At 44.3% G+C, this 22529-nt stretch carries 19 protein-coding genes; 9 read left to right on the top strand and 10 right to left on the bottom strand.

From position 1 onward, the window contains the following. Positions 1-108 precede the first annotated feature (108 nt). The 9 genes from B4033_RS02490 to galE all read left to right on the top strand — a co-directional run bounded on the left by B4033_RS02490 (position 109) and on the right by galE (position 10558). Positions 109-1239, top strand: a complete 1131-nt coding sequence (locus B4033_RS02490; RefSeq protein ID WP_286831839.1) for a glycosyltransferase family 4 protein — start codon at positions 109-111, stop codon at positions 1237-1239. After that, positions 1240-1851 (top strand): sugar transferase, encoded by a 612-nt coding sequence (locus B4033_RS02485; protein ID WP_286831837.1) that lies wholly within the window; start codon positions 1240-1242, stop codon positions 1849-1851. It begins immediately after the preceding gene. Beyond that, on the top strand, positions 1844-2500 hold the full coding sequence (locus B4033_RS02480; protein WP_286831835.1) for a NeuD/PglB/VioB family sugar acetyltransferase: 657 nt from the start codon (positions 1844-1846) through the stop codon (positions 2498-2500). Before B4033_RS02485 ends, B4033_RS02480 begins: the two co-directional genes overlap by 8 nt. A gap of 31 nt (positions 2501-2531) precedes the next feature. Continuing rightward, positions 2532-3707: a DegT/DnrJ/EryC1/StrS family aminotransferase gene (locus tag B4033_RS02475; RefSeq protein ID WP_286831833.1), complete on the top strand. Its 1176-nt coding sequence runs from the start codon at positions 2532-2534 to the stop codon at positions 3705-3707. 115 nt (positions 3708-3822) lie between these two features. Continuing rightward, positions 3823-5697 (top strand): polysaccharide biosynthesis protein, encoded by a 1875-nt coding sequence (locus tag B4033_RS02470; RefSeq protein WP_286831831.1) that lies wholly within the window; start codon positions 3823-3825, stop codon positions 5695-5697. Positions 5698-5710: 13 nt separating this feature from the next. Further along, positions 5711-6586: a UTP--glucose-1-phosphate uridylyltransferase GalU gene (galU, locus tag B4033_RS02465; RefSeq protein ID WP_184104240.1), complete on the top strand. Its 876-nt coding sequence runs from the start codon at positions 5711-5713 to the stop codon at positions 6584-6586. 30 nt (positions 6587-6616) lie between these two features. Continuing rightward, positions 6617-7873, top strand: coding sequence for a nucleotide sugar dehydrogenase (locus B4033_RS02460; protein WP_004895836.1), 1257 nt, complete (start codon positions 6617-6619; stop codon positions 7871-7873). Beyond that, on the top strand, positions 7873-9546 hold the full coding sequence (pgi, locus tag B4033_RS02455) for a glucose-6-phosphate isomerase (protein ID WP_286831827.1): 1674 nt from the start codon (positions 7873-7875) through the stop codon (positions 9544-9546). Before B4033_RS02460 ends, pgi begins: the two co-directional genes overlap by 1 nt. Next, complete coding sequence (galE, locus tag B4033_RS02450) at positions 9539-10558, top strand: UDP-glucose 4-epimerase GalE (protein ID WP_286831825.1); 1020 nt, start codon at positions 9539-9541, stop codon at positions 10556-10558. Before pgi ends, galE begins: the two co-directional genes overlap by 8 nt. A gap of 65 nt (positions 10559-10623) precedes the next feature. Here the strand turns inward: galE and B4033_RS02445 are convergent, their stop codons facing one another. The 10 genes from B4033_RS02445 to B4033_RS02400 form a co-directional block, all read right to left on the bottom strand. Then, complete coding sequence (locus B4033_RS02445) at positions 10624-11997, bottom strand: phosphomannomutase CpsG (protein ID WP_286831823.1); 1374 nt, start codon at positions 11995-11997, stop codon at positions 10624-10626. Between the two features lie 58 nt (positions 11998-12055). Continuing rightward, complete coding sequence (gene glmS / locus B4033_RS02440) at positions 12056-13894, bottom strand: glutamine--fructose-6-phosphate transaminase (isomerizing) (protein ID WP_286831821.1); 1839 nt, start codon at positions 13892-13894, stop codon at positions 12056-12058. 11 nt (positions 13895-13905) lie between these two features. After that, the gene (gene glmU, locus B4033_RS02435; RefSeq protein WP_286831819.1) at positions 13906-15270 is read right to left on the bottom strand and encodes a bifunctional UDP-N-acetylglucosamine diphosphorylase/glucosamine-1-phosphate N-acetyltransferase GlmU; all 1365 of its coding nucleotides are present in this window, start codon (positions 15268-15270) and stop codon (positions 13906-13908) included. A gap of 20 nt (positions 15271-15290) precedes the next feature. After that, entirely contained in the window at positions 15291-15812 is a 522-nt protein-coding gene (locus tag B4033_RS02430; RefSeq protein WP_004895825.1) for a phosphatidylglycerophosphatase A family protein, read from the bottom strand. Further along, the gene (gene thiL, locus B4033_RS02425; RefSeq protein WP_076754672.1) at positions 15790-16707 is read right to left on the bottom strand and encodes a thiamine-phosphate kinase; all 918 of its coding nucleotides are present in this window, start codon (positions 16705-16707) and stop codon (positions 15790-15792) included. The genes B4033_RS02430 and thiL overlap by 23 nt, the downstream gene beginning before the upstream one ends. Positions 16708-16727: 20 nt before the next feature. Then, positions 16728-17177 carry a transcription antitermination factor NusB gene (gene nusB / locus B4033_RS02420; RefSeq protein ID WP_004814175.1) on the bottom strand — a complete coding sequence of 150 codons (450 nt, stop codon included), beginning with the start codon at positions 17175-17177 and terminating at the stop codon, positions 16728-16730. 4 nt (positions 17178-17181) lie between these two features. Next, on the bottom strand, positions 17182-17652 hold the full coding sequence (ribE, locus tag B4033_RS02415; RefSeq protein ID WP_286831815.1) for a 6,7-dimethyl-8-ribityllumazine synthase: 471 nt from the start codon (positions 17650-17652) through the stop codon (positions 17182-17184). Between the two features lie 19 nt (positions 17653-17671). Continuing rightward, positions 17672-18787, bottom strand: a complete 1116-nt coding sequence (gene ribBA, locus B4033_RS02410; protein WP_004895820.1) for a bifunctional 3,4-dihydroxy-2-butanone-4-phosphate synthase/GTP cyclohydrolase II — start codon at positions 18785-18787, stop codon at positions 17672-17674. Between the two features lie 360 nt (positions 18788-19147). After that, entirely contained in the window at positions 19148-20659 is a 1512-nt protein-coding gene (locus B4033_RS02405; protein ID WP_180185403.1) for an aldehyde dehydrogenase family protein, read from the bottom strand. A gap of 369 nt (positions 20660-21028) precedes the next feature. Then, complete coding sequence (locus B4033_RS02400) at positions 21029-21994, bottom strand: alpha/beta hydrolase (RefSeq protein WP_004895817.1); 966 nt, start codon at positions 21992-21994, stop codon at positions 21029-21031. Positions 21995-22529: the final 535 nt, after the last annotated feature.

The following is a 22529-nucleotide window of genomic DNA, read 5'->3' as shown; positions in this document are numbered from 1 at the left end:
CAACTATATTCTGGTTTTTGTTATCGATTTTTATTTTGTTTTTAAAGTATAGAAGGTATATTTTTTTAAAATAATTTAACTTCTTTCTTAGTAAATAATAGGTTTTTTGTGAAAATTATTCTTATTGGTACTGTAGCTTCAAGCTTTTATGGATTTCGTGCAGAATTAATTAGGCTATTGGTTAGTAATGGTCATAAGGTTTATGCTTTTACTTCAGAATATACTCAAAATGATTTGACAAAAATTAAGTCGCTTGGTGCTATTCCAATTACTTATGAGTTAAACCGTGGTGGATTAAATCCAATTGCAGATATTATTTGTACTTATAAGCTTTCTAAAAAAATTAAGAATATAGCTCCTACTCTTGTTTTTTCTTACTTTTCAAAACCTGTCATTTTTGGTACTTTGGCAGCCAAATTAGCGAAAACTCCGCGTGTTGTTGGTATGCTAGAAGGTTTAGGCTATACATTTACAGAGCAGCCAGAAGGCTTAAGTAAAAAAACTCAGCTCATAAAAAAGATACAGGTTTTTTTATATAAAATAGCATTACCACAACTTGATCAGCTTATTTTTTTAAATCCTGATGATCCTAAAGATTTACTTGAAAAATATAGTATAAATGTTAAAAAAGTAGAGGTTTTAGGAGGGATTGGCTTAAATTTACAGGACTATCCATATCAGCCATTGATTAGTATTCATTTGCCTCTTAAATTTTTATTTATTGGTCGTTTATTGAAAGAAAAAGGGATTCATGACTTTATTGCTGCTGCTCAGATTGTAAAGCAAAAATATCCCAATACAACATTTACAGTATTAGGCAGTATTGATCAGGCAAATATGGGAGCATTACAGCAATATGAGCTTGAGAAGTTAATAAATACTGGAATTATTGATCATCCTGGCCATGTATCTAATGTAAAAGATTGGATTGCTAGCTGTGATATATTTGTTTTGCCATCTTACCGTGAGGGAGTGCCAAGGAGCACACAAGAAGCAATGGCTATTGGCCGGGCTATTATTACAACTGATGTACCTGGTTGTAGAGAAACAGTAATTGATGGTGTAAATGGTTTTTTAGTGCCGAAATGGAATCCAGAAGCGTTGGCTGAAAAAATGATTTATTTTATAGAGCATCCAGAACAAATTCGTCTAATGGGTGCTGAAAGTTATAAACTCGCAGTTAATAAGTTTGATGCTGAAAAAGTTAATGAACGCTTAATACGTATCTTAGGTCTATAAATGCTAAAACGCCTTCTCGATATTATCATCGCTTCCATTGCCCTGATCCTGCTTTCACCACTCTATGCCTTTGTAGCCTATAAAGTGAAAAAAAATTTGGGATCTCCGGTCTTGTTCCGCCAGGTGCGTCCCGGTTTACATGGTAAGCCTTTTGAGATGATCAAGTTCCGAACCATGAAAGATGCTATAGATGAACAGGGTAATCTACTACCAGACAGTGAACGTTTAACGCCTTTTGGAAAAATGTTGCGCTCGACCAGTCTGGACGAGATGCCAGAGCTATGGAATGTGATTAAAGGCGATATGAGCATTGTTGGCCCACGCCCATTGCTGATGGAATACCTGCCACTTTACAGCCCTGAACAGGCCAAACGCCATGATGTAAGACCGGGCATGACGGGTCACGCGCAGGTCAATGGCCGCAATGCTATTGGCTGGGAAGAAAAATTCAAGCTGGATACCTGGTATGTGGAACATCAGTCGATTTGGCTCGACTTTAAAATCATGTTTAAAACGGTACATAAAGTTTTAGCAAAAGATGATATCAGTGCCGAGGGTGAAGCCACCATGACCAAATTTACCGGTACAAGAACGGATAATTTTCATGAGTGAAATCTATGCCGTCTATGGTGCTTCAGGTTGTGGCCGAAGCTTGATGCCTGTGGCTCGCCAGCAATTACAGCGTCAGAATATAAATGCCGAAATCTATTTTATTGATGATAGTTTGATCGAAGAAATGACGGTTAATGGGCATAGAGCATTAAATTATGCAGCATTTAAAAATCTAAAGGCTGATAGAAAGGCAGTTCTCATTGCAATTGCTAATAGTCAGATCCGTAAAAAAATTGCGCTAAAACTTGAACAAGATGCAATTGAGCTATGGACGGTTCAGGCAGATAATGTCGTGCGCATGGATGCAATAGAAATTGCCCCCGGTGCTGCTTTAAGCCCGTTTGTAACCCTGACTTCCAATATCAAGATCGGTAAATGTTTTCATGCCAATTTATACAGTTATGTTGAGCATGATTGCATCATTGGCGATTACGTCACCTTTGCTCCCGGGGTGAAATGCAATGGCAATATCCATATCGAAGATCACGCCTATATTGGTACAGGTGCCGTGATTAAACAGGGTTCACCTGACAAGCCTTTAGTGATTGGTAAAGGTGCGGTGGTGGGTATGGGGGCTGTGGTCACCAAGAGCGTTCCACCGGGTGTGACCGTAGTCGGCAATCCGGCACGGATCTTAGAGAAAAAATAAGTTTTTAAATTTTAAAAATTCAGGACACATCATGTTAAACACTGCATTTGAACCATGGCCAAGTTTTACTCAGGAAGAAGCGGATGCGGTTTCCCAGGTTTTGTTGTCGAATAAAGTCAATTACTGGACTGGAGAGGAATGCCGTGAGTTTGAAAAAGAATTTGCTCAGTTCGCAGAAACCCAGTATGCCGTGGCATTGGCGAATGGAACAGTAGCGCTGGATGTCGCACTCAAGGCATTAGGTATTGGTGCAGGGGATGATGTGATTGTTACCTCACGTACCTTTCTGGCCTCAGCCAGCTCTATTGTAACGGCTGGGGCAAACCCGGTCTTTGCTGATGTCGAACTGGACTCCCAAAATATCTCCCGCCGTACCATCGAAGCGGTGATCACACCCAATACCAAGGCCATTATCTGTGTGCATCTGGCAGGCTGGATGTGCGACATGGACCCGATTATGCAGCTGGCTTCTGATAAAGGCCTGTATGTGATCGAAGACTGTGCACAGGCACATGGAGCAAAATACAAAGGTAAATCTGCCGGTTCAATCGGTCATGTTGCGGCCTGGTCCTTCTGTCAGGACAAGATTATGACCACAGGCGGTGAAGGCGGTATGGTCACCACCAATGACGAAACCCTGTGGAAAAAAATGTGGTCCTATAAAGACCATGGCAAGAACTTTGACAGCATCTATAACAAGCAGCATCCACCGGGTTTCCGCTGGTTGCATGACTCCTTTGGCACCAACTGGCGCATGATGGAAATGCAGGCTGTGATCGGCCGTATTCAGCTAAAAAAAATGCCGGAATGGACTGCAAAACGCCTTGCTAATATGGAAAAAATTTATTCGGCATTTGCAGACAGCCCTTATTTTAGCGTCCATTATCCATCCGATGATTATGTGCATGCTGCCTATAAATGTTATGTGCAGGTCAATCTCGATGCTTTGCCTGAAGGCTGGTCACGTGACCGGATCATGCAGGAAATCAGTGCACAGAATGTGCCTTGTTTCAGTGGCTCCTGTTCAGAAGTTTATCTCGAGCATGCCTTTGATGGCACGCCATGGCGTCCAGCACAGCGTTTAAAAAATGCGCAGCAATTGGGTGAAACCAGTCTGATGTTTTTAGTTCATCCAACTTTAAGTGATGAAAGTATTAACAAAACTGTGACGGCAATTCAACAGGTCATTAATAGAATAGTTGCTTAAACTTTTGCAAGATAAGTGCACCGAATTCGGTGCATTTCTCTATGAGATATCACTTTAAATTACCAATAAAATCGTGATGCATTAAAAATTTATTAGAATTGAGACAAGGTACCAAGTGAAATCGATCATTACGCCTTTCGTAGAATCACCACGAGCTGCCAAACTTGCATTTTTAATTATTCTGGATTTCTGTGCTTTTCCGGTCTTGATCTGGCTATGTTATGCGATTCGCCTTTTTGATTTAGGCGCAGAGGTCGTGCCTAATCTGGCTTTTGGTGCAGTTTGGGTGAGTGTGATTGCAGTTGCATCGCTTTTTGTCTGTGGGGTCTACCGCTTCATTGTCCGTACTTATAATGAAGTGTTTATGATCAAAATGGGACTGGCGACTGCCTTGACTGTCGCTGGCCTGTATGCGCTGGCTTATTTTACTCCAGCCTTTATTCCGACCTCTATTCCGCTGATGTTTGGCTTTATGATGTTTGCCTGGATCTGGTTTAGCCGTGGCATCATCCGCTTTATTATCCGTTCTTATTTGCAGGCTGATGTACAGAAAAAACGCATTGCAATTTATGGCGCGGGTCATGCAGGCCAACAGGTTGCTGCTGCACTTTATCGTTCCAATGCACATTTGCCGGTCATGTTTATTGATGATAAACGCTCATTGACTGGACAGCAGCTGGGCCGACTGAAAGTCTATGACGCCCAGACCGCCCTAAAACTCATGAGCAAGCAAAAAATTGATGAAATCCTGATTGCCTTGCCCTCGGTCGGGCGGGTCCGCAAAAGTGAAATCATTAAATTTTTGGAACCGGCACATTTAAAAATTACCGAAATTCCGGGGCTGACTAAACTGGTCGATGGTGAAATCCGTATTTCTGATATTCAGGAAGTCGATATTATTGACCTGCTGGGACGTGATCCGGTGCCCCCAGTGCCGGAGCTTCTGGCCAGGAATATTCAAGATAAAGTGGTGATGGTCACCGGTGCAGGCGGCTCGATTGGTTCAGAGCTGTGCCGGCAGATTGTGAAAAACCAGCCGGCAAAAATCGTTATTTTTGAATTAACCGAGTTTGCCCTGTATAACATTGATAAAGAACTACGTTTAATGTCTCAGTGTGAGATTATTCCGATTCTGGGCTCGGTGCTGGATCAGCAGAAACTGGAACGTGTGATTGAGCAGTATGCGGTGCAAACCGTTTATCATGCGGCAGCGTATAAGCATGTACCGCTGGTCGAGTGTAATCCGCTAGCAGGCCTGAAAAACAATGCAGTGGGAACGGCCTTCAGCGTGAATGCTGCGGTGAAAAAAGGTGTAGAAACCTTTGTACTGATCTCAACTGATAAAGCGGTACGTCCGACCAATGTCATGGGTGCCAGTAAACGTATGGCTGAACTTTACTGTCAGGCGATGGCAGAGGCGCAACAGCAGACCCAGATCAGTATCGTCCGTTTCGGCAATGTGCTCGGTTCTTCGGGATCAGTGGTACCGCTGTTTAAACAGCAGATTCTCAAGGGTGGGCCGATTACCGTGACCCATCCGGATGTCACCCGCTACTTTATGACTATTCCGGAGGCGTCACAGCTGGTGATTCAGGCCGGTGCCTTGGGCGTGGGTGGCGATGTGTTCCTGCTAGATATGGGGGAGCCGGTGCGTATTCAGGATCTGGCCCGTCAAATGATTGCCTTGAGTGGGTTGAAAGTTCGTGATGAGCAGCATCCGGAGGGGGATATTGCAATTCAGTATGCCGGTTTGCGTCCAGGTGAAAAACTGTATGAGGAATTGCTGATTGATCAGGAAAATACCGAGCTTACGTCACACAGTCGTATTCTAAGATCATTTGAAAAACACGTTCCGTTACAGGAAATTACACAAGTGTTTGATAAAATGCAGGAACTTTCTGCCATGCAGGCAGATATTGACTGGGCCTTGTCACAGCTTGAATATTATGTTGATGGCTATCAACGTGGTAAAGAAATTAAAGTTAATTAAGTGAAGTTTATTTATGATTAAGAAAGCCATTTTGCCAGTCGCAGGTTTGGGTACCCGGTTTCTCCCAGCCAGCAAATCTATTCCTAAGGAAATGGTGACGGTGGTAGACCGTCCAGCGATTGAATATGTGGTGAAAGAAGCGGTCGCTGCGGGGATTGAACAGATTATTCTGGTCACCCATAGCTCCAAGGCATCAATCGAAAACTATTTTGACCGTAGTTTTGAGCTGGAAACCACCTTGGAGCAAAAAAAGAAATTTGACCTGCTTAAGGAAATCACTGAAATTCTGCCGCCACATGTCAGTGTGATCAGTGTACGCCAACCACAACCGCTTGGTTTAGGTCATGCCGTGCTCTGTGCCAAAGCAGTGGTGGGTCAAGAAGACTTTGCTGTGCTACTCCCAGATGTATTGGTCAAAGACTCAGACACAGAAAATGATTTAAGCTTGATGATTCAACGCTTTAATGAATCACAAGCTTCGCAGATTATGGTTGAAGCCGTACCGGATCATCTGGTGGATCAGTATGGCATTGTGGATGTCGCAGAATCACCTGCTGAAGGACAAAGCATCGTGATGCAAGGGATTGTAGAAAAGCCGGCGGTGGGAACGGCACCTTCAAACTTATCGGTAGTGGGTCGTTATATCCTGCCGGCAAAAATCATGCAGTTACTGGAACAGACCCCACGTGGTGCAGGCAATGAAATCCAGCTGACTGATGCGATTGCCATGTTACAGCAGACTGATACGGTAGAGGCCTATCGCATGAAAGGCCAGACCTTTGACTGTGGCAGCAAACTGGGTTATCTGAAAGCTGTATTGCACTATGGTGTGGATCATCCAGTACTGGGTGAGTCCTTTAAAGCCCTGATTCAAGAACTGAAGCTATAAATACAGACTTTAACAATAACAAGGATCCTTATGAACATTGCAGTATTCGGTCAGACTCTATATGCCGGTGTCATGGCAGCCTTACTGGCAGAATGTGGTCATCAGGTCTACTGGTGTGATTTGCTGAAAAAACCGTCTTCCGAGCAAGTCTATGCACAGGATGAAGCCGTACAGCAGTTACTGAACAAGCAGCATGCCAAGGGCTTTTTACAATACTGCAAGTTTGAGGCGATTCCTTTAGATATTGATATCTATCTGTTTAGCTTAAGTCCGACTGAAGAAAGTCAGGGTCTGGAAATCCTGCGTGAGCTCAAGCAGCGTCCAATTATTCATCCAAAACTGATGATCAATGCTTCTACCTTGGGCCTGCACGGTACCGAAAAATTCCAGCAGATTCTTTCAGAAGATTACTGGATCTATTTGCCAGATGTGATTCAGGAGGGTAATGCCTTACGCAGCTTGACCGAAGCCAGTCAGCTCATTGTCGGCTATAGCAATGAAACAGCGAAAACACTTTTGAAGGAATTGCTCAGGCCGTTATTCCCGCGTGAACAGCAATACCTGTTTATGCCGGTTCTGGATGCCGAATTTACCAAACTGAGTGTGTCTGGCATGCTGGCCACGCGTATCAGCTATATTAATGATCTGGCTCTGGTGGCTGAAAAGCTTGGTATTGATATTGAGCATGTACGCCAGGGGCTGGCAGCAGATAGCCGGATTGGTTCATCTTATCTGTATCCGGGGGCCGGGTTTGGTGGCGAAAACTTTTCGCATGATATTCAGATCCTGGCCAGTACTGTGTCAGGCACCGGCGCGAAAAGCCAGCTAATGGCTCAGGTCTGGGAAATTAATGAGCAGCAAAAAGAACTGCTATTTCGCAAGCTGTGGAATTATTACCATGGTGATCTGGCCGGGAAAACTGTAGCGATCTGGGGAGCATCCTTTAAGGAAAATACCTCGCGTATCCAGCAATCCCCGATTCATGCCATGTTGACCGCACTTTGGGCGCAAGGGGTGACCGTCAAGCTGCATGATCCTCAAGCCCTGGCGGAAATTGAAAAAGTCTACGGACAACGCGATGATCTGGTGTATTGCACAGATCAGTACGAGGCTGTAAATGGAGCACATGCCCTATGCGTGCTCACAGCCTGGAAACAATACTGGAGTCCCAATTACCGCAGCCTGTTGAATCACATGCAGCATCCACTGATCCTGGATGGACGTAATATTTATAATCCGGAGTATATGAAAGCACAAGGTTTTGCCTATAAGGGAGTAGGACGTTAATGAGTGTAATTCAGCAACCTTATCCCCTCGAAGAGAAAGAGACTGTTTTAAGCCGATTAAATACTTTAAAACAGCAGTTTGAACACAAGCATCTGCAAGAGCTGTTTCAGCAAGATTCTCAGCGTTTTCAGTACTTCTCGGTGAATCTGGAGCCGGTAACCTTTGATTTTAGTAAACATCGAATAGATCAGGACGTGTTGCAGGCTTTGGTGCAACTGGCACAGGTACAAGATCTGAAACAGTGGATCAAACGGCTTTTTTCCCAAGAGCAGGTTAACTATACCGAACAGCGTGCTGCAATGCATTGGGCCTTACGTTTGCCTGAGCAGAATGAACAGCATCCTGAACTGGCTGCCGAGGTGCATACCCAGTTACAGCGCATGTTCACCCTTGTAGAAAAAATCCATGCCGGACAGTACCGCGGTGCCACCGGTGAAGTGATTCAGGATGTGGTCAATATCGGGGTCGGTGGTTCGGATCTGGGACCGCTGATGGTCAGTCAAGCCCTGTCTGACTTTAAACAGCCCACTCAGCGTCCCCTCAATGTACATTTTGTGTCGACCATGGATGGCAGTCAGCTGTCTGATCTGCTGCATAAGCTGCGCCCTGAAACGACACTATTTATTATCTCCTCCAAATCTTTCGGTACCATTGACACCCTCTCTAATGCGCAAACGGTGCGCCTGTGGCTGGAAAAAACCCTGGGACAAGACTTACGTACGATCCAGCATCATTTTATTGGAGTTTCGACCAAGCCGGAGAAAATGACTGCTTGGGGAATTGCACCAGAAAACCAGTTCCTGCTCTGGGATTGGGTTGGCGGCCGTTATTCGCTCTGGTCCTGTATTGGCTTGCCTATTGCATTGACGATCGGGGTACAGGGTTTTCAGCACTTTTTAGCGGGTGCCCATGCGGTAGATGAGCATTTCCAGACTGCAGCATTTGAACAGAATATTCCGGTGCTGATGGGACTGTTAGGGGTCTGGAACAATAACTTCCTGGATATACAAACCCATGCCGTATTGCCTTATGATGGCCGGTTAAAATATTTTGCTTCTTATTTGCAGCAGCTGGAAATGGAATCCAATGGTAAATCCATTCAGCGTAATAGCGAGAAAGTAGAATGGGATACCTGCCCGATTATCTGGGGAGAAGTTGGACCGAATGCCCAGCATGCCTTCTATCAGTTATTGCATCAGGGCACCCAATCGGTGAGCAGTGATTTTATTGCGCCGGTTCAGCGTTATAATGCGAACCAGTTTACCTATGCCGACAATGCCGATGCGCTGATTGAACAGCATCATTTGGCTCTGTCCAACTGTCTGGCACAGTCGCGGCTACTGGCCTTTGGTAATCAGGCGCTTGATGCCAGTGAACTGGCCGACCTACCGACCTATAAGCAGTATGCAGGCAACCAGCCGAGTTCAACTATTTTAATGCAAGAGCTCAATCCTTATAGTCTGGGGATGTTGATCGCCATGTATGAACATAAGGTGTTTGTGCAGTCAGTGCTGTGGAATATCAATCCTTTTGACCAGTGGGGCGTCGAAAAAGGCAAGGAAATTGCCAACCAGCTCTTGCCGATTTTAAATGGAGAACAGGCGGATGTGTCCGCACTGGATGCCTCGACACAAGGTTTAATTGCAATATTAAGGGGGAAACAGCGTGGCTAAAGTACTGATAACAGGTGGAGCAGGTTATATCGGCTCACATACCTGTCTGGAATTATTAAATGCCGGACATGAAGTCGTGGTATTAGATAATCTTTCTAATAGTTCTAAAGAATCTCTGAATCGTGTGGAGGCTTTGGCTTCGAAATCTTTGGATTTTATTCAGGGTGATATTCTAGATCAAAATATTTTGAATCAGATTTTTAGTACCTATCAAATTGATGCCGTGATCCATTTCGCCGGTCTAAAAGCCGTAGGAGAAAGCCAGCAAATTCCGCTGACGTATTTTGAAAATAATATTTCAGGTTCCATCAGCCTGGTACAGGCCATGCAGCGCGCTGGTGTATTCCGTCTGGTCTTCAGTTCCTCGGCTACAGTCTATGATGAAGCCAATATCTCGCCTTTAAATGAAGATATGCCGACCGGTATGCCGAGTAATAACTATGGTTATACCAAGCTGATTGTAGAGCAGCTACTACAAAAGCTATCGGCATCTGATGATCGCTGGTCAATTGCCTTGTTGCGTTATTTTAATCCGGTTGGAGCGCATAAAAGTGGCCAGATTGGTGAAGACCCGCAAGGGATTCCCAATAACCTGATGCCGTATGTGACCCAGGTGGCTGTGGGCCGTCGTGAAAAACTGTCTATTTTTGGTGATGATTACGATACGGTAGATGGGACAGGCGTACGGGATTATATTCATGTGGTGGATCTGGCCAATGCGCATTTATGTGCATTGACTAACCGTTTGCAAGCACAAGGTTGCCGTGCCTGGAACATTGGTACAGGACAGGGCTGTTCAGTCTTACAAATCAAAAATACCTTTGAGCAGGTCAACGAGGTGCAGATTCCATTTGAAATCGCTCTGCGTCGTGAAGGCGATGTGGCGACTTCTTTTGCCGATAATACCCGTGCAGTAAAAGAACTGGGCTGGCAGCCACAATATGGTCTGGAAGATATGCTAGCAGACAGCTGGAACTGGCAGAAGCAGAATCCACAAGGCTATCGCGATTAATTTTTTCAGATAAGTATCAAGCATAAAAAAAAGAGCCATTTTAATATGGCTCTTTTTTTCTGACTTCAGCTGCCTTGAATCAGCTGGGTCAGCTCATTTACATAGTCTTGCATTGGTCGTGGATTCTGGTCACGACGGCTTTCAATATTCAAACGCAATAATGGTTCAGTATTCGATGCGCGCACATTAAAACGCCAGCTACCAAAATTCAGGCTGACACCATCAGTCTGATCAATTTCAGGTTTCTGATCGGCATAATGATCGAAAAGTTTTTGGATGGTTGCCTGGGTATTGGCGACTTTAAAATTAATTTCACCTGAACATGGGAACTTGGCAATCATCTCCTCAACCAGCGAAGATAGAGATTGCTGTGTTTCAGACAGTACCGCAATCGCCAGTAACCATGGAATCATGCCGCTATCACAGTAAGCAAAGTCACGGAAGTAATGGTGTGCACTCATTTCACCGCCATATACGGCATTGTGTTCACGCATTTTTTCTTTAATGAAGGAGTGACCAGACTTGGACTGGATCGCTTCACCTTTAAACTGCTCAACAATATCAAAAGTGTTCCAGACCAGACGCGGGTCATGCACAATTTTTTCACCCGCCTGTTTCAGCAGGAAAGCCTGTGCCAGCAGACCAACAATATAATAGCCTTCAATAAACTGGCCTTTTTCATCGAACAGGAAACAGCGGTCAAAGTCGCCATCCCAGGCAATCCCCATATCCGCACCATGCTGAATGACTGCCTCACGAGTGCTGTCACGGTTTTCAACCAGAATTGGATTCGGAATACCATTCGGGAAGTGGCCATCGGCTTCATGATGAATTTTGATAAATTCAACTGGAATGTTTACAGCTTTAAATTTGTCTTCAATTGCATCAATCACATGACCTGCAGCACCATTACCGGCATTCACCACCAGTTTTAACGGGCGAACTTTTGCAGGGTCGATATATGTCATTAGATGATCGACAAATTCAGGCAGGATATTATATTTTTCGGTTGTGCCTTTTTCTGCAACCTCATTAAAAGTACCTGTTTCAGCCAGCGCTTGAATTTCTTTTAAACCTGTATCGGCACTGATCGGGCGGGCATTTTCACGCACCAGTTTCATGCCATTATAATCCATCGGGTTATGACTGGCAGTGACTTCAATACCACCTTGCACATCTAAATGGAAGGCACCAAAATAAACTTCTTCAGTCCCGGTCATACCTAAATCTAGAACATTAACGCCCGCATCATTTAAACCACGGATGGTGGCCTGTTTTAAATCTTCACTGCTAAGGCGAACATCACAACCAACCACAACGGTTTTTGGCTGGTAAATTTGTCCATAGGCGCGACCAATTTTATAAGTAATCTCTTCATTGAGTTCGCTGCCCAATCTGCCGCGAATGTCATAAGCTTTAAAGCACGTCAGTTTTGTCATTTAGAGGCTCTCTATTCAGAAGAAAAAGGCCAGTTCCCCAGCCTTGATTCAATTCTAATTATTCTACAGTGACCGATTTTGCCAGGTTACGCGGCTGATCGACATCCGTACCACGCAGCACTGCAACATGATAGGACAATAACTGCACCGGAATGCTATACACAATCGGGGCCAGTACTGCATTGACTGCAGGAATATGGACCACATGTTGACGGTCTTTGGCTTTAATACCACTGTTTTCATCAGCAAAGACGAACAGCTCACCACCACGTGCCTGCACTTCTTCCATATTGGATTTGAGTTTATCTAGCATGTCATCCTGTGGCGCCAGAATCACCACGGGCATGTCGTTGTCGACCAAGGCTAATGGACCATGTTTAAGTTCGCCTGCGGCATAACCTTCAGCATGAATATAGGAAATTTCCTTCAGCTTCAAGGCACCTTCTAGCGCAATCGGGAAATGTGTACCGCGGCCCAGGAACAGACAGTGCTGCTTTTCTACAAACAGTTCAGAAAGGCGTAAAATTTCATCGTCATGATGCAAGGTATCTAAAATTACCTTTGGCATATGCCATAAGTCGGTGCTAATGGCTGCGACCTGTTCTGCTGAAATTGTATTTTTGACTGTACCCAGTTTTAATACCAACAGCATCAGTGCAGCTAGCTGTGTGGTAAAGGCTTTAGTCGATGCGACACCAATCTCAGGGCCTGCCAAAGTCAGCAGACTGTGATTGGTTTCACGTACCATGGATGATGTTGCCACGTTACAGATCGTCATGGTGGTGATGTCTAGTCCTTTGGTAGCCGCACGTTTCTGTGTGTCACGTAATGCAGCCAAGGTATCGGCAGTTTCACCAGATTGGGAAATACATACATACAGCGTGTGATTTACAATCACTGGCGTACGGTAACGGAATTCGCTGGCAATCTCGATCTGGCAAGGCAGATCGATCAGCTGTTCAAACCAGTATTTGGCAATCATGCCGGCATGGTAGCTGGTACCGCAGGCAATAATTTGCACTTGCTGAATATTGTGAAAGTCTTCAACCGCATGTGCCAAGAAATCGTCACGTAGCGCATTGCCATTCAAGGCTTGAGAAATGGTTTGCTTAATGGCTTCAGGCTGCTCATAAATTTCTTTGAGCATGTAATGCTTGTACTCACCTTTAGAAGCATTGCTGACCGCAGCATCCAGTTCTTTGACCGGACGATCGACCAGTTGACCATCGACAAAGACTTCAATGGTGGTGCGGGTCAAACGGGCAATATCACCTTCTTCCAGGTAGATAAAACGGTTGGTAATCGGCAACAGAGCCAGTTGGTCAGAACTGATAAAGTTTTCACCAATGCCGACACCAATCACCAGTGGAGAGCCTTCACGTACGGTAATCAGTTCATCAGGGTGGTCAGTATGTACGATACCCAGTGCATAAGCACCTTTTAGTTGCGGAATCACTTGGCGTACAGCTTCTAACAGGCTCGGGGTGGATTTCAGCGCATCATTGATCAGATGGGCAACCACTTCAGTATCGGTCTGTGAGGTAAACACATAGCCCAAAGCTTCAAGATCATCTTTAAGCTCTTGATAGTTTTCGATAATTCCGTTATGCACCACTGCAACATTTTCAGAAATATGCGGATGGGCATTTTCTTCAGTCGGTTTGCCATGGGTCGCCCAGCGTGTATGTGCAATACCGAGGGAACCACTAATCTGTGATTCATTCACCGCCTGTTCAAGGTTGGAAACCTTGCCGACACGGCGTTCACGCAGGACCTGATGATTGTTGATCAGGGCTAAACCTGCTGAATCATAGCCACGGTATTCTAGGCGTTTTAAGCCTTCAATCAAAATATTGGTAATGCTGCGTTCTGCAATGCCACCGACGATACCACACATATTTGTTCCCCTTATTTCTTGATTTTTTGCGGACGTGGATAGTTTTCTTTGGCAAATTGCTTAGAGCGCTCTACTGCCAAACTGTTGTCTTCCACATCACGGGTAATCGTCGAGCCTGCACCGACTGTAGCACCGTTACCAATTCTCACAGGTGCCACCAATGAACTGTTCGAGCCAATAAAGGCTTGATCACCAATAATTGTTTTAAATTTGTTGGCACCATCATAATTACAGGTAATGGTCCCTGCACCGATGTTTGAGCCTGCACCAACTTCAGCATCACCCAGGTAGGTAAAGTGGTTGGCTTTAGAGCCTAGACCAATCGTGGTATTTTTAACTTCAACAAAGTTACCAATGTGAACTTCATTAGCAAGTTTTGCCCCTGGACGTAAACGTGCAAATGGGCCAATTTGGGTGTCTTCACCGACGATGGCATTATCAAAAATACTATATGGCTGAACCTTGGTACCCGCTGCGATTTTAGTGTTTTTAATCACACAGCCTGCGCCAATTTCAACATTGTTACCTAACTCGCAATCACCTTCGATAATCACATTGACATCAATACGAACGTCTGTGCCTACAGTTAGATTACCACGTAGGTCAAATCGGCTCGGATCAATCAGGTGGACACCTTGCTGCATGAGCTGTTTGGCCTGAAATGCCTGGAACTGACGCTCTAAAGCAGCCAGCTGCACACGGTCGTTTACCCCTTCAACTTCAAAAGCCATTTCTGGTTCTACCGATGCAACTTGCATACCATCTGCGAGGGCCATAGCCACAATATCGGTCAGGTAATATTCACCTTGCGCATTGTCATTGCTTAAACGTGGTAGCCATTGATGCAACTTGGCATTGCTGACGGCATAAATACCGGTATTGATTTCCTTGATTTGACGTTGTTCTTCAGAAGCATCCTTGTGCTCAACAATGGCCTGGATCTGACCTTGTTCACGTACGATACGGCCATAACCATTGGCATCCGGCAGGGTAAGCGTCACCAGACCAATACCGGTTTCTGCAGTAGCATCGAGTAATTTTTGCAAGGTTACAGGATTAATGCACGGCACATCGCCGGAAAGAATCAGCGAAACGCCGTCTTGTGGCAGGACAGGCAAGGTCATTTGCACTGCATGGCCGGTACCCAGCTGTTCAGCCTGTTCTACCCATTTAATCTCTTGCTCTGCAAAAGCAGCCTGAACCCGGTCACCACCGTGACCATAAATCGTAATAATATTATCTGCGTTTAATTTTTTTGCCGTTTCAATGACATGACCCAGTAAAGGACGTCCTGCAAGGGGTTGTAATACTTTCGGTAAGCTGGAACGCATACGGGTTCCTTTACCTGCAGCAAGAATAATCACAGTCGTTGACATGTTCTAATCCTAAATATGGCTTATGCCACAGTGAAGTAAAAATAAAGCAAAATACAAAGGGCCGCCCACAGGCCAGCAATAATGTCATCCAGCATGATGCCGAAACCGCCATCAATTTGACGGTCAATGACACGAATCGGCCAGGGCTTCCAGACATCGAATAAACGGAACAGAGCAAAACCGACCAATGCCCACATCCAGCTCATTTCATTCAGATAGAGCAAAGGCAAAAAGGTAATGGATTGACCTGCAAATTCATCCCACACAATGCGACCATCATCATGTACACCCATGACTTTAGCCGTATGCCCGCAAATATAGATGCCAATGAGCGACATTAGAATAATGGCTAGTATGGTGCTCGATAGGTCAATTGCAAGCCATAGCGGAATAAACAATAAGGCAAAAGCTGAACCAAAGGTACCCGGCGCTTTCGGTAATAGGCCAGAACCAAAACCAACACCACAGAACACAATAAAACGGTCGGTCCATGACATGGCTTTAAAATTGATTGAAGGTTTATGCAAAATGTTGATACCCATTAAATTGAAGCAAATGATCTACGCCATCTTTTTCAAAAGTTAAGCCGCGCTGTTGCTGAATTGTGCCGATTATACTAATCGAATCATCAAGTTGTTTTTGCAATAATTTTTCATAATTTTGCGGGCTTATTGTAAAACATAATTCATAATCGTCGCCACCCGCCAATGCATACTGCCATTTTTGTTCATCATTTAAGGCGTGCAGGGCAGTACTTAGTGGTAAGTTTTCAAGTTGCAGCTTTGCGCCGACATCCGAGGCTTTTAAAATATGTCCCAAGTCTTGTGCCAAACCATCCGAAACATCAATCATGCTATTGGCCAGGCCTTTAAGCGCAGCACCTAAAGCACAACGTGGCGTTGGATAATCCAGACGCTTTTGTAGATCATGACCTAAATGCTTTAAGCCAAATGCCGCATCGCCAACCGTACCTGAAACACAAATCAGATCACCGATTTGGGCACCTGAACGTGGTACAGCAAGGCCTGTATCGACCCAGCCCAGTGCTGTGACAGATAGAGTCAGATGTGGACTTTGCGTGGTATCACCACCAATTAAACGCACGCCAAATTGATCGCAACAGTCGTATAGCCCTTGGCTAAAGCCTTTGAGCCAAGCATGATCAATTTGGGGTAAGCTCAATGCCAATAAAATACTATGCGGTGTGGCGCCCATCGCGGCAATATCAGATAAATTGACTGCAACAGATTTCCAGCCAATGGCATGTGGGTTTGTATCTAAAGGAAAATGTCGACCCGCAACTAAGGTGTCGGCACAAATTACCAATTGCTGGTGAGGTGGGGGAGTGAGCAAGGCTGAGTCGTCACCGACCCCTAAATCGACAGAATCTTGATTCTTACGATTGAAATAGGTGTCGATAATCGAAAACTCAGCCATACAACAAATCTACTTAAAACTTAGTTTGCTTGTTGTTTTTCTGCTGCACGTAAAGTTGTCGCTAAACGATCTAATACACCGTTGATGTATTTATGGCTGTCTGCACCGCCAAAATGTTTAGCTAACTCAATTGCTTCGTCTAAAACGACACGATATGGAATCTCAAGATGTTCTTTGAGCTCATACGCACCTAAACGAAGTGTTGCGAGTTCTACACCGTCAAGTGCAGAAAGTTCGCGATCCAGCACAGGGATAAGCAAAGCATCCAATGCTTCATGATTGGCAACCACTTGAGTCAACAATTCATGATAATAGCCAAGATCCACTTTGTGCATGGCATTGTCCACACGTGTACGTGCTTCAATCTCATGCACAGGGTTGTGGCTCATTTGCCATTCATAAATTCCTTGTACAGCAAAACGACGTGCTTTACGTTTTGCAGCATAAGTTGCTTGAAGTGTTTGCGACATAGCCTTAAATAGCCTTTAACAAGTTAACCATTTCAATCGCAGTCAAGGCAGCTTCACTACCTTTATTGCCTGCTTTTGTTCCAGAGCGTTCAATCGCTTGTTCAATACTATCCGTAGTGAGTACGCCATTAATGACAGGAAGACCAGCGTCCAGACCAACTATGCCTAAACCTTTGGCACATTCACCTGCCACGAAATCGAAGTGCGGTGTGCTACCACGAATCACAGCGCCCAAGGCAATGATGGCATCGAAATTACCAGTCGCTGCTAATTTTTTTGCAACGATTGGAAGTTCCCAGGCACCAGGTGCATGAACGACCGTGATATTATCCTCTGATACACCATGGCGTTTCAATGTATCAACGGCACCTTCTAACAGATGTTCAACAACAAAGCTATTAAAACGACCAACTAAAATCGCATAACGGTCTTCGTTCGCGAGATGTAACATACCTTCAATACGGCGAACAGCCATAATAACCTCGATTCTTATCTTAAGATGTGTGTTGTGCAGTGATGTATTCCACCACTTCTAAATTAAAACCTGACAATGCATTAAAGCGTAATGGTGAACTCAGCAGCTTCATTTTTTCTACGCCTAGATCACGCAAAATTTGTGCGCCGACACCAATCGTTTGATACTGCTGCGACAGTGCAGCATTGGATTTCACATTTTTGGGTGCTTTTAAAGTATCGAGCGCAGGACCTAGATCTTGTAAATGACGTTGACCGATCCAGACTAGGACACCACGATCACTGCTTGCAATTTCTTTAAGTGCCTTGTCTAAATTCCAGGCCGGTTCGCCGTCCTGTTTATTCAATTTTAATAGGTCCCGTGTCGGGTTAAAGCCGTGGACACGTACAGTCGTTACGCCTTCTTTCGGCTCGCCTTTAACTAGTGCCACATGAATATCCGGGTTACCTAATTCACGGTAACGATACAGATCAAAGGTACCGTATTCGGTATCAATTGTTTGCTGATCTAAACGTTCAACCGTCTGCTCATTGGTCATGCGATAATGAATCAGGTCAGCAATCGTACCAATTTTCAAGCCATGCTTTTCGGCAAAGACTTCAAGGTCTGGACGACGTGCCATGGTGCCATCTTCATTGATGATTTCACAAATCACCGATGCTGGCTCTAAACCTGCAAGGCGCGATAAGTCACAGCCTGCTTCGGTATGACCTGCACGGTGTAGAACACCACCTGGTTGTGCCATCAATGGGAAGATATGACCAGGCTGTACGATGTCCGTAGGTTTAGCATGAGCCGCCACAGCGGTTTGAATGGTATGCGCACGCTCTGCAGGTGAAATACCGGTAGAAATACCTTCAGCTGCTTCAATCGATAACGTGAAGTTGGTCCCGTGTTGAGCGCCATTAGCATCTACCATCAATGGAAGATTCAACTGTTGGCAACGCTCTTTACTTAAAGTCAGACACACTAAACCACGAGCATGGGTGATCATAAAGTTGATGTCTTCAGGACGCACGTGCGTGGCAGCAATGACTAAATCGCCTTCATTTTCACGATCTTCATCATCCATCAGGATGACCATTTTTCCTGCACGGATATCTGCTACAAGCTCTTCAACTGTATTGAGCGGCATCAACCTTCACCTTCTTTTTTGATCTTGTTCAGACCGAATCATGACATTATTGGTTGCATAGTCTAACGCTTTTTGAGCAATTTTGCCTATGCTTATTGGTTTCCCTAAACTGACCTTTGTTATACACAGTCTTTTTCAGCAAAGAAAGCCGACTTTATATGGAAGTTTTTAATTTTTGTATTTTTTTTATCCAATTGAAAATATTAAAAAAATCAATACTTATCATAGAAGGATATATATACTTGTTTTGGATAGCTTTATGATTTTATTGGGATAGAGGGACGGTTATTTTTTTGTTTAAGATAAAATTATCAAGTCAATAAAAAAGCGAACCGAAGTTCGCTTTTGCTTAGACAGGAATTAGAAGAAACCTGCTGGTTTGGTCGAGTAGCTGACAAGCAAGTTTTTGGTTTGTTGATAATGATCGAGCATCATTTTGTGGTTCTCGCGTCCAATCCCTGATTTTTTATAACCACCAAATGCCGCATGGGCAGGGTAAATGTGATAACAGTTGGTCCAGACGCGACCTGCCTGAATCGCACGGCCGGCACGATAAGAGGTATGGGCTGAACGCGACCAGACACCAGCACCTAAGCCATAAATGGTGTCATTGGCAATTTTAATGGCATCATCAAAGTCCTTAAAAGTGGTCACGGCAAGTACAGGTCCAAAAATTTCTTCCTGGAAGGTTTTCATGTCATTGGTGCCTTTAAAAATGGTCGGTTCAATGTAGAAGCCTTGACCTACTTCATGGCGTGCTTCACCACCTGTTAAGACCTGAGCACCTTCTTCACGACCTGTGGCGATACAACCCAAAATCTTATCCTGCTGTTCTTGCGATGCCTGTGCGCCAATCATGGTGTCGGTATCCAGTGGATGACCGGTCTTAATGCGCTTGACACGCTCAACTGCACGTTCCAGGAATTTGTCTGCAATACTTTCCTGTACCAGTGCACGTGAAGGGCAGGTACAGATTTCTCCTTGGTTGAGGGCAAACATGGTAAAACCTTCCAGGGCTTTATCTAGGTATTCATCCTCTTGATCCATCACATCTGCAAAGAACAGGTTTGGTGATTTACCGCCCAGTTCCAGCGTTACCGGAATAATATTTTCAGTCGCATATTGCATAATCAGCTGGCCGACTGCGGTTGAACCGGTAAAGGCAATTTTTGCGATACGAGGGTTGGTTGCCAGTGGGCGACCGACCTCAACGCCATAGCCATTAACAATATTCAGTACACCAGGTGGTAAAAGATCCTGAATCAGTTCAACCAGCACTAAAATACTGACAGGGGTTTGTTCTGCTGGTTTCAGCACAATACAGTTACCGGCAGCTAAAGCCGGAGCCAGTTTCCATGCGGCCATCAAGATAGGGAAATTCCACGGAATGATTTGACCGACAACGCCAAGGGGTTCATGGAAATGATAGGCGATGGTATCTTCGTCAATTTCTGAAATGCCGCCTTCTTGCGCGCGAATACAACCAGCAAAATAACGGAAGTGGTCGATACATAATGGAATATCTGCATTCAGGGTTTCACGAATCGGTTTACCGTTGTCCCAGGTTTCTGCCACCGCGAGCAATTCCAGGTTTTCCTCTAGACGATCGGCAATCTTGAGCAGGATATTTGAACGTGTGGTCGGTGATGAACTATTCCACTGGGCTTTGGCGACATGAGCGGCATCGAGTGCGAGTTCAATATCTTCGACACTGGAGCGTGGTGCTCTGGTAAAAACTTTACCATCGACTGGGGAAATATTATCAAAGTATTCACCTTTGACCGGCGGCACCCATTTACCGCCAATAAAGTTTTCGTATTGTGCTTTAAATTGAATTTTTGAACCGTCAGTATTTGGATCTGCATAGCGCATATTTTTGTCCTTTTATTGATTGTTATAGCTGTGAGAGAAATAAAGCTGAGAGACGAAGACTCATCTTGGAATGAATAGTTATAGCTAATATAAAGAGCAAATCTGACGCTATGTCGAGGGTTTACAAGCGTGCTACAAAAGGTAACAAAGCGGGGGTAAGGAGATTTTATTATTTTTAATAAAAATCAATTTACTAGGTTGGATAGATTAAATTTTTAAGGCGTTAAAACATGATGTTTCGCACATAGAGCCTTGCTAAAAAATAACAATTAATACCTGCTTGATGAAAAATCTTTGAGCAAATTTTGGGGAAGGTGATTTATCATTTTCCTTCCCGCTATCTTGCAAATAATGAGGGTTATGAACTGGTCAAAGTCCTTTGGTCTGTAACCATTCAAACAGCTGTTGATAGACCTGTTCCCGTACCGCTTTTTCTGACAGTACCAGGTCATGCAAGCCATTATGAATTTCGCACAAGGTGACATCGCCCGATATTTTGCTGGCATGCTGAATCATATCCTGCACTTCCAGGATCACATCGCTGCTTTGTGCATGACGATTAAATTTTCGTGGATAAGTCGTCTGATGCGAATGCATGATCAGGACAGGAATGCTTAACTGAAGACCTTGATGCAGTTCTTTTTGGGCCTCATGAATGGCATGTACAAAGCTCAAACGCACCATGGGATAACGGACTTTTTTCCATTCGAGGTTAAAGTTCCATTCACCATGATGGCTGGCGTGCAAACTCGGGACATACCACTTATTAAGACGACTTGGGAACAGCAAGTTTGGAAAACGTTTGCCCATTGCTGCCATTCGAGGAATGGCAAATTTCTTTTCCAGACGACTCATATTGAAATCATAAAAGGGACTGTTTGCCCAGAGCGCTTTAATCAGGGGATGATCAGGATGATGTGCTGCATACAAGGTTGTGGTTAAGCCCCCCGTTGAATGTCCGCAAAGCAGCACGGCGTCATGACTTTCCTGACCGATAATATCCAGTGCCTGAGTAATTTCTGCATCATATTCTGACAGGCTATGAACGTTATAGTACTTCTGATGCGGCAAATAGGAGCGGCCATATTTACGTAGGTCCAGCGCATAAAAGTCAAAACCCTGCTCATTGAAACGCTCTGCCATTTCAGTCTGGAAAAAATAGTCGATAAAACCGTGGATATATAGCACCGCCTTTTTAGTCGGTTTAGCGGCTTTCTTGCGAACGAGGGTCGCCACCACCTGACCTTCATAATCATTCGGAAGATCTAAGGTGACCTGTTCATAGCCAGCCCCTAAAATATCGGGTTGATAATTTACCTCTATCTTTGTTGTCATTATTTTCTCTTAAATTTTTGTTCGGATTCTATATTTAGATATTTCTACACTAGCGTCAAATAAAAAACAGTATTTTCTAATGAGGAGCTGATCACCTGAAATTAAAGATAAACAGCTCATCAGGATAGAATAAATGCGAGACAAGGTTTCTCTATAATGAAAAAGATGTTTATAAGCTGTTTGTTTATTATTTTGCTGGTAAATATAAGGCTAGAAAATACAGAAAAAGACTATGATCCAATCAATAGAATGCGCTTGTGCTTGGACCACATTGGAGTGTAGAAAGGCGCCATGTATGATACGCACCTCGCTAATGCATGTAATTTTGTATAACGAAGCTAAAATTATGGATGTAGATTGAAGAAAGCAATTTTTATTTTTTAAATCAATAAATCAATTGAAGTAGGGGATTGTGGAAATACCCAGAGAAATAGATATTCCACCAGGCATCTAACTTTAACCTGGCCAAAAGCTGAAAATAAAAAAAGCCCCAATTTTCGATCAGGGCTTTTTTAAATCTGGAGCGGGAAACGAG

It is taken from the genome of Acinetobacter sp. UBA3132 (genome assembly GCF_002364825.1).
GTDB classification, from domain to species: Bacteria; Pseudomonadota; Gammaproteobacteria; order Pseudomonadales; family Moraxellaceae; genus Acinetobacter; species Acinetobacter schindleri.
Note: the sequence above shows the minus strand (reverse complement) of the source record. Positions and strands in the feature narration are given on the sequence as shown.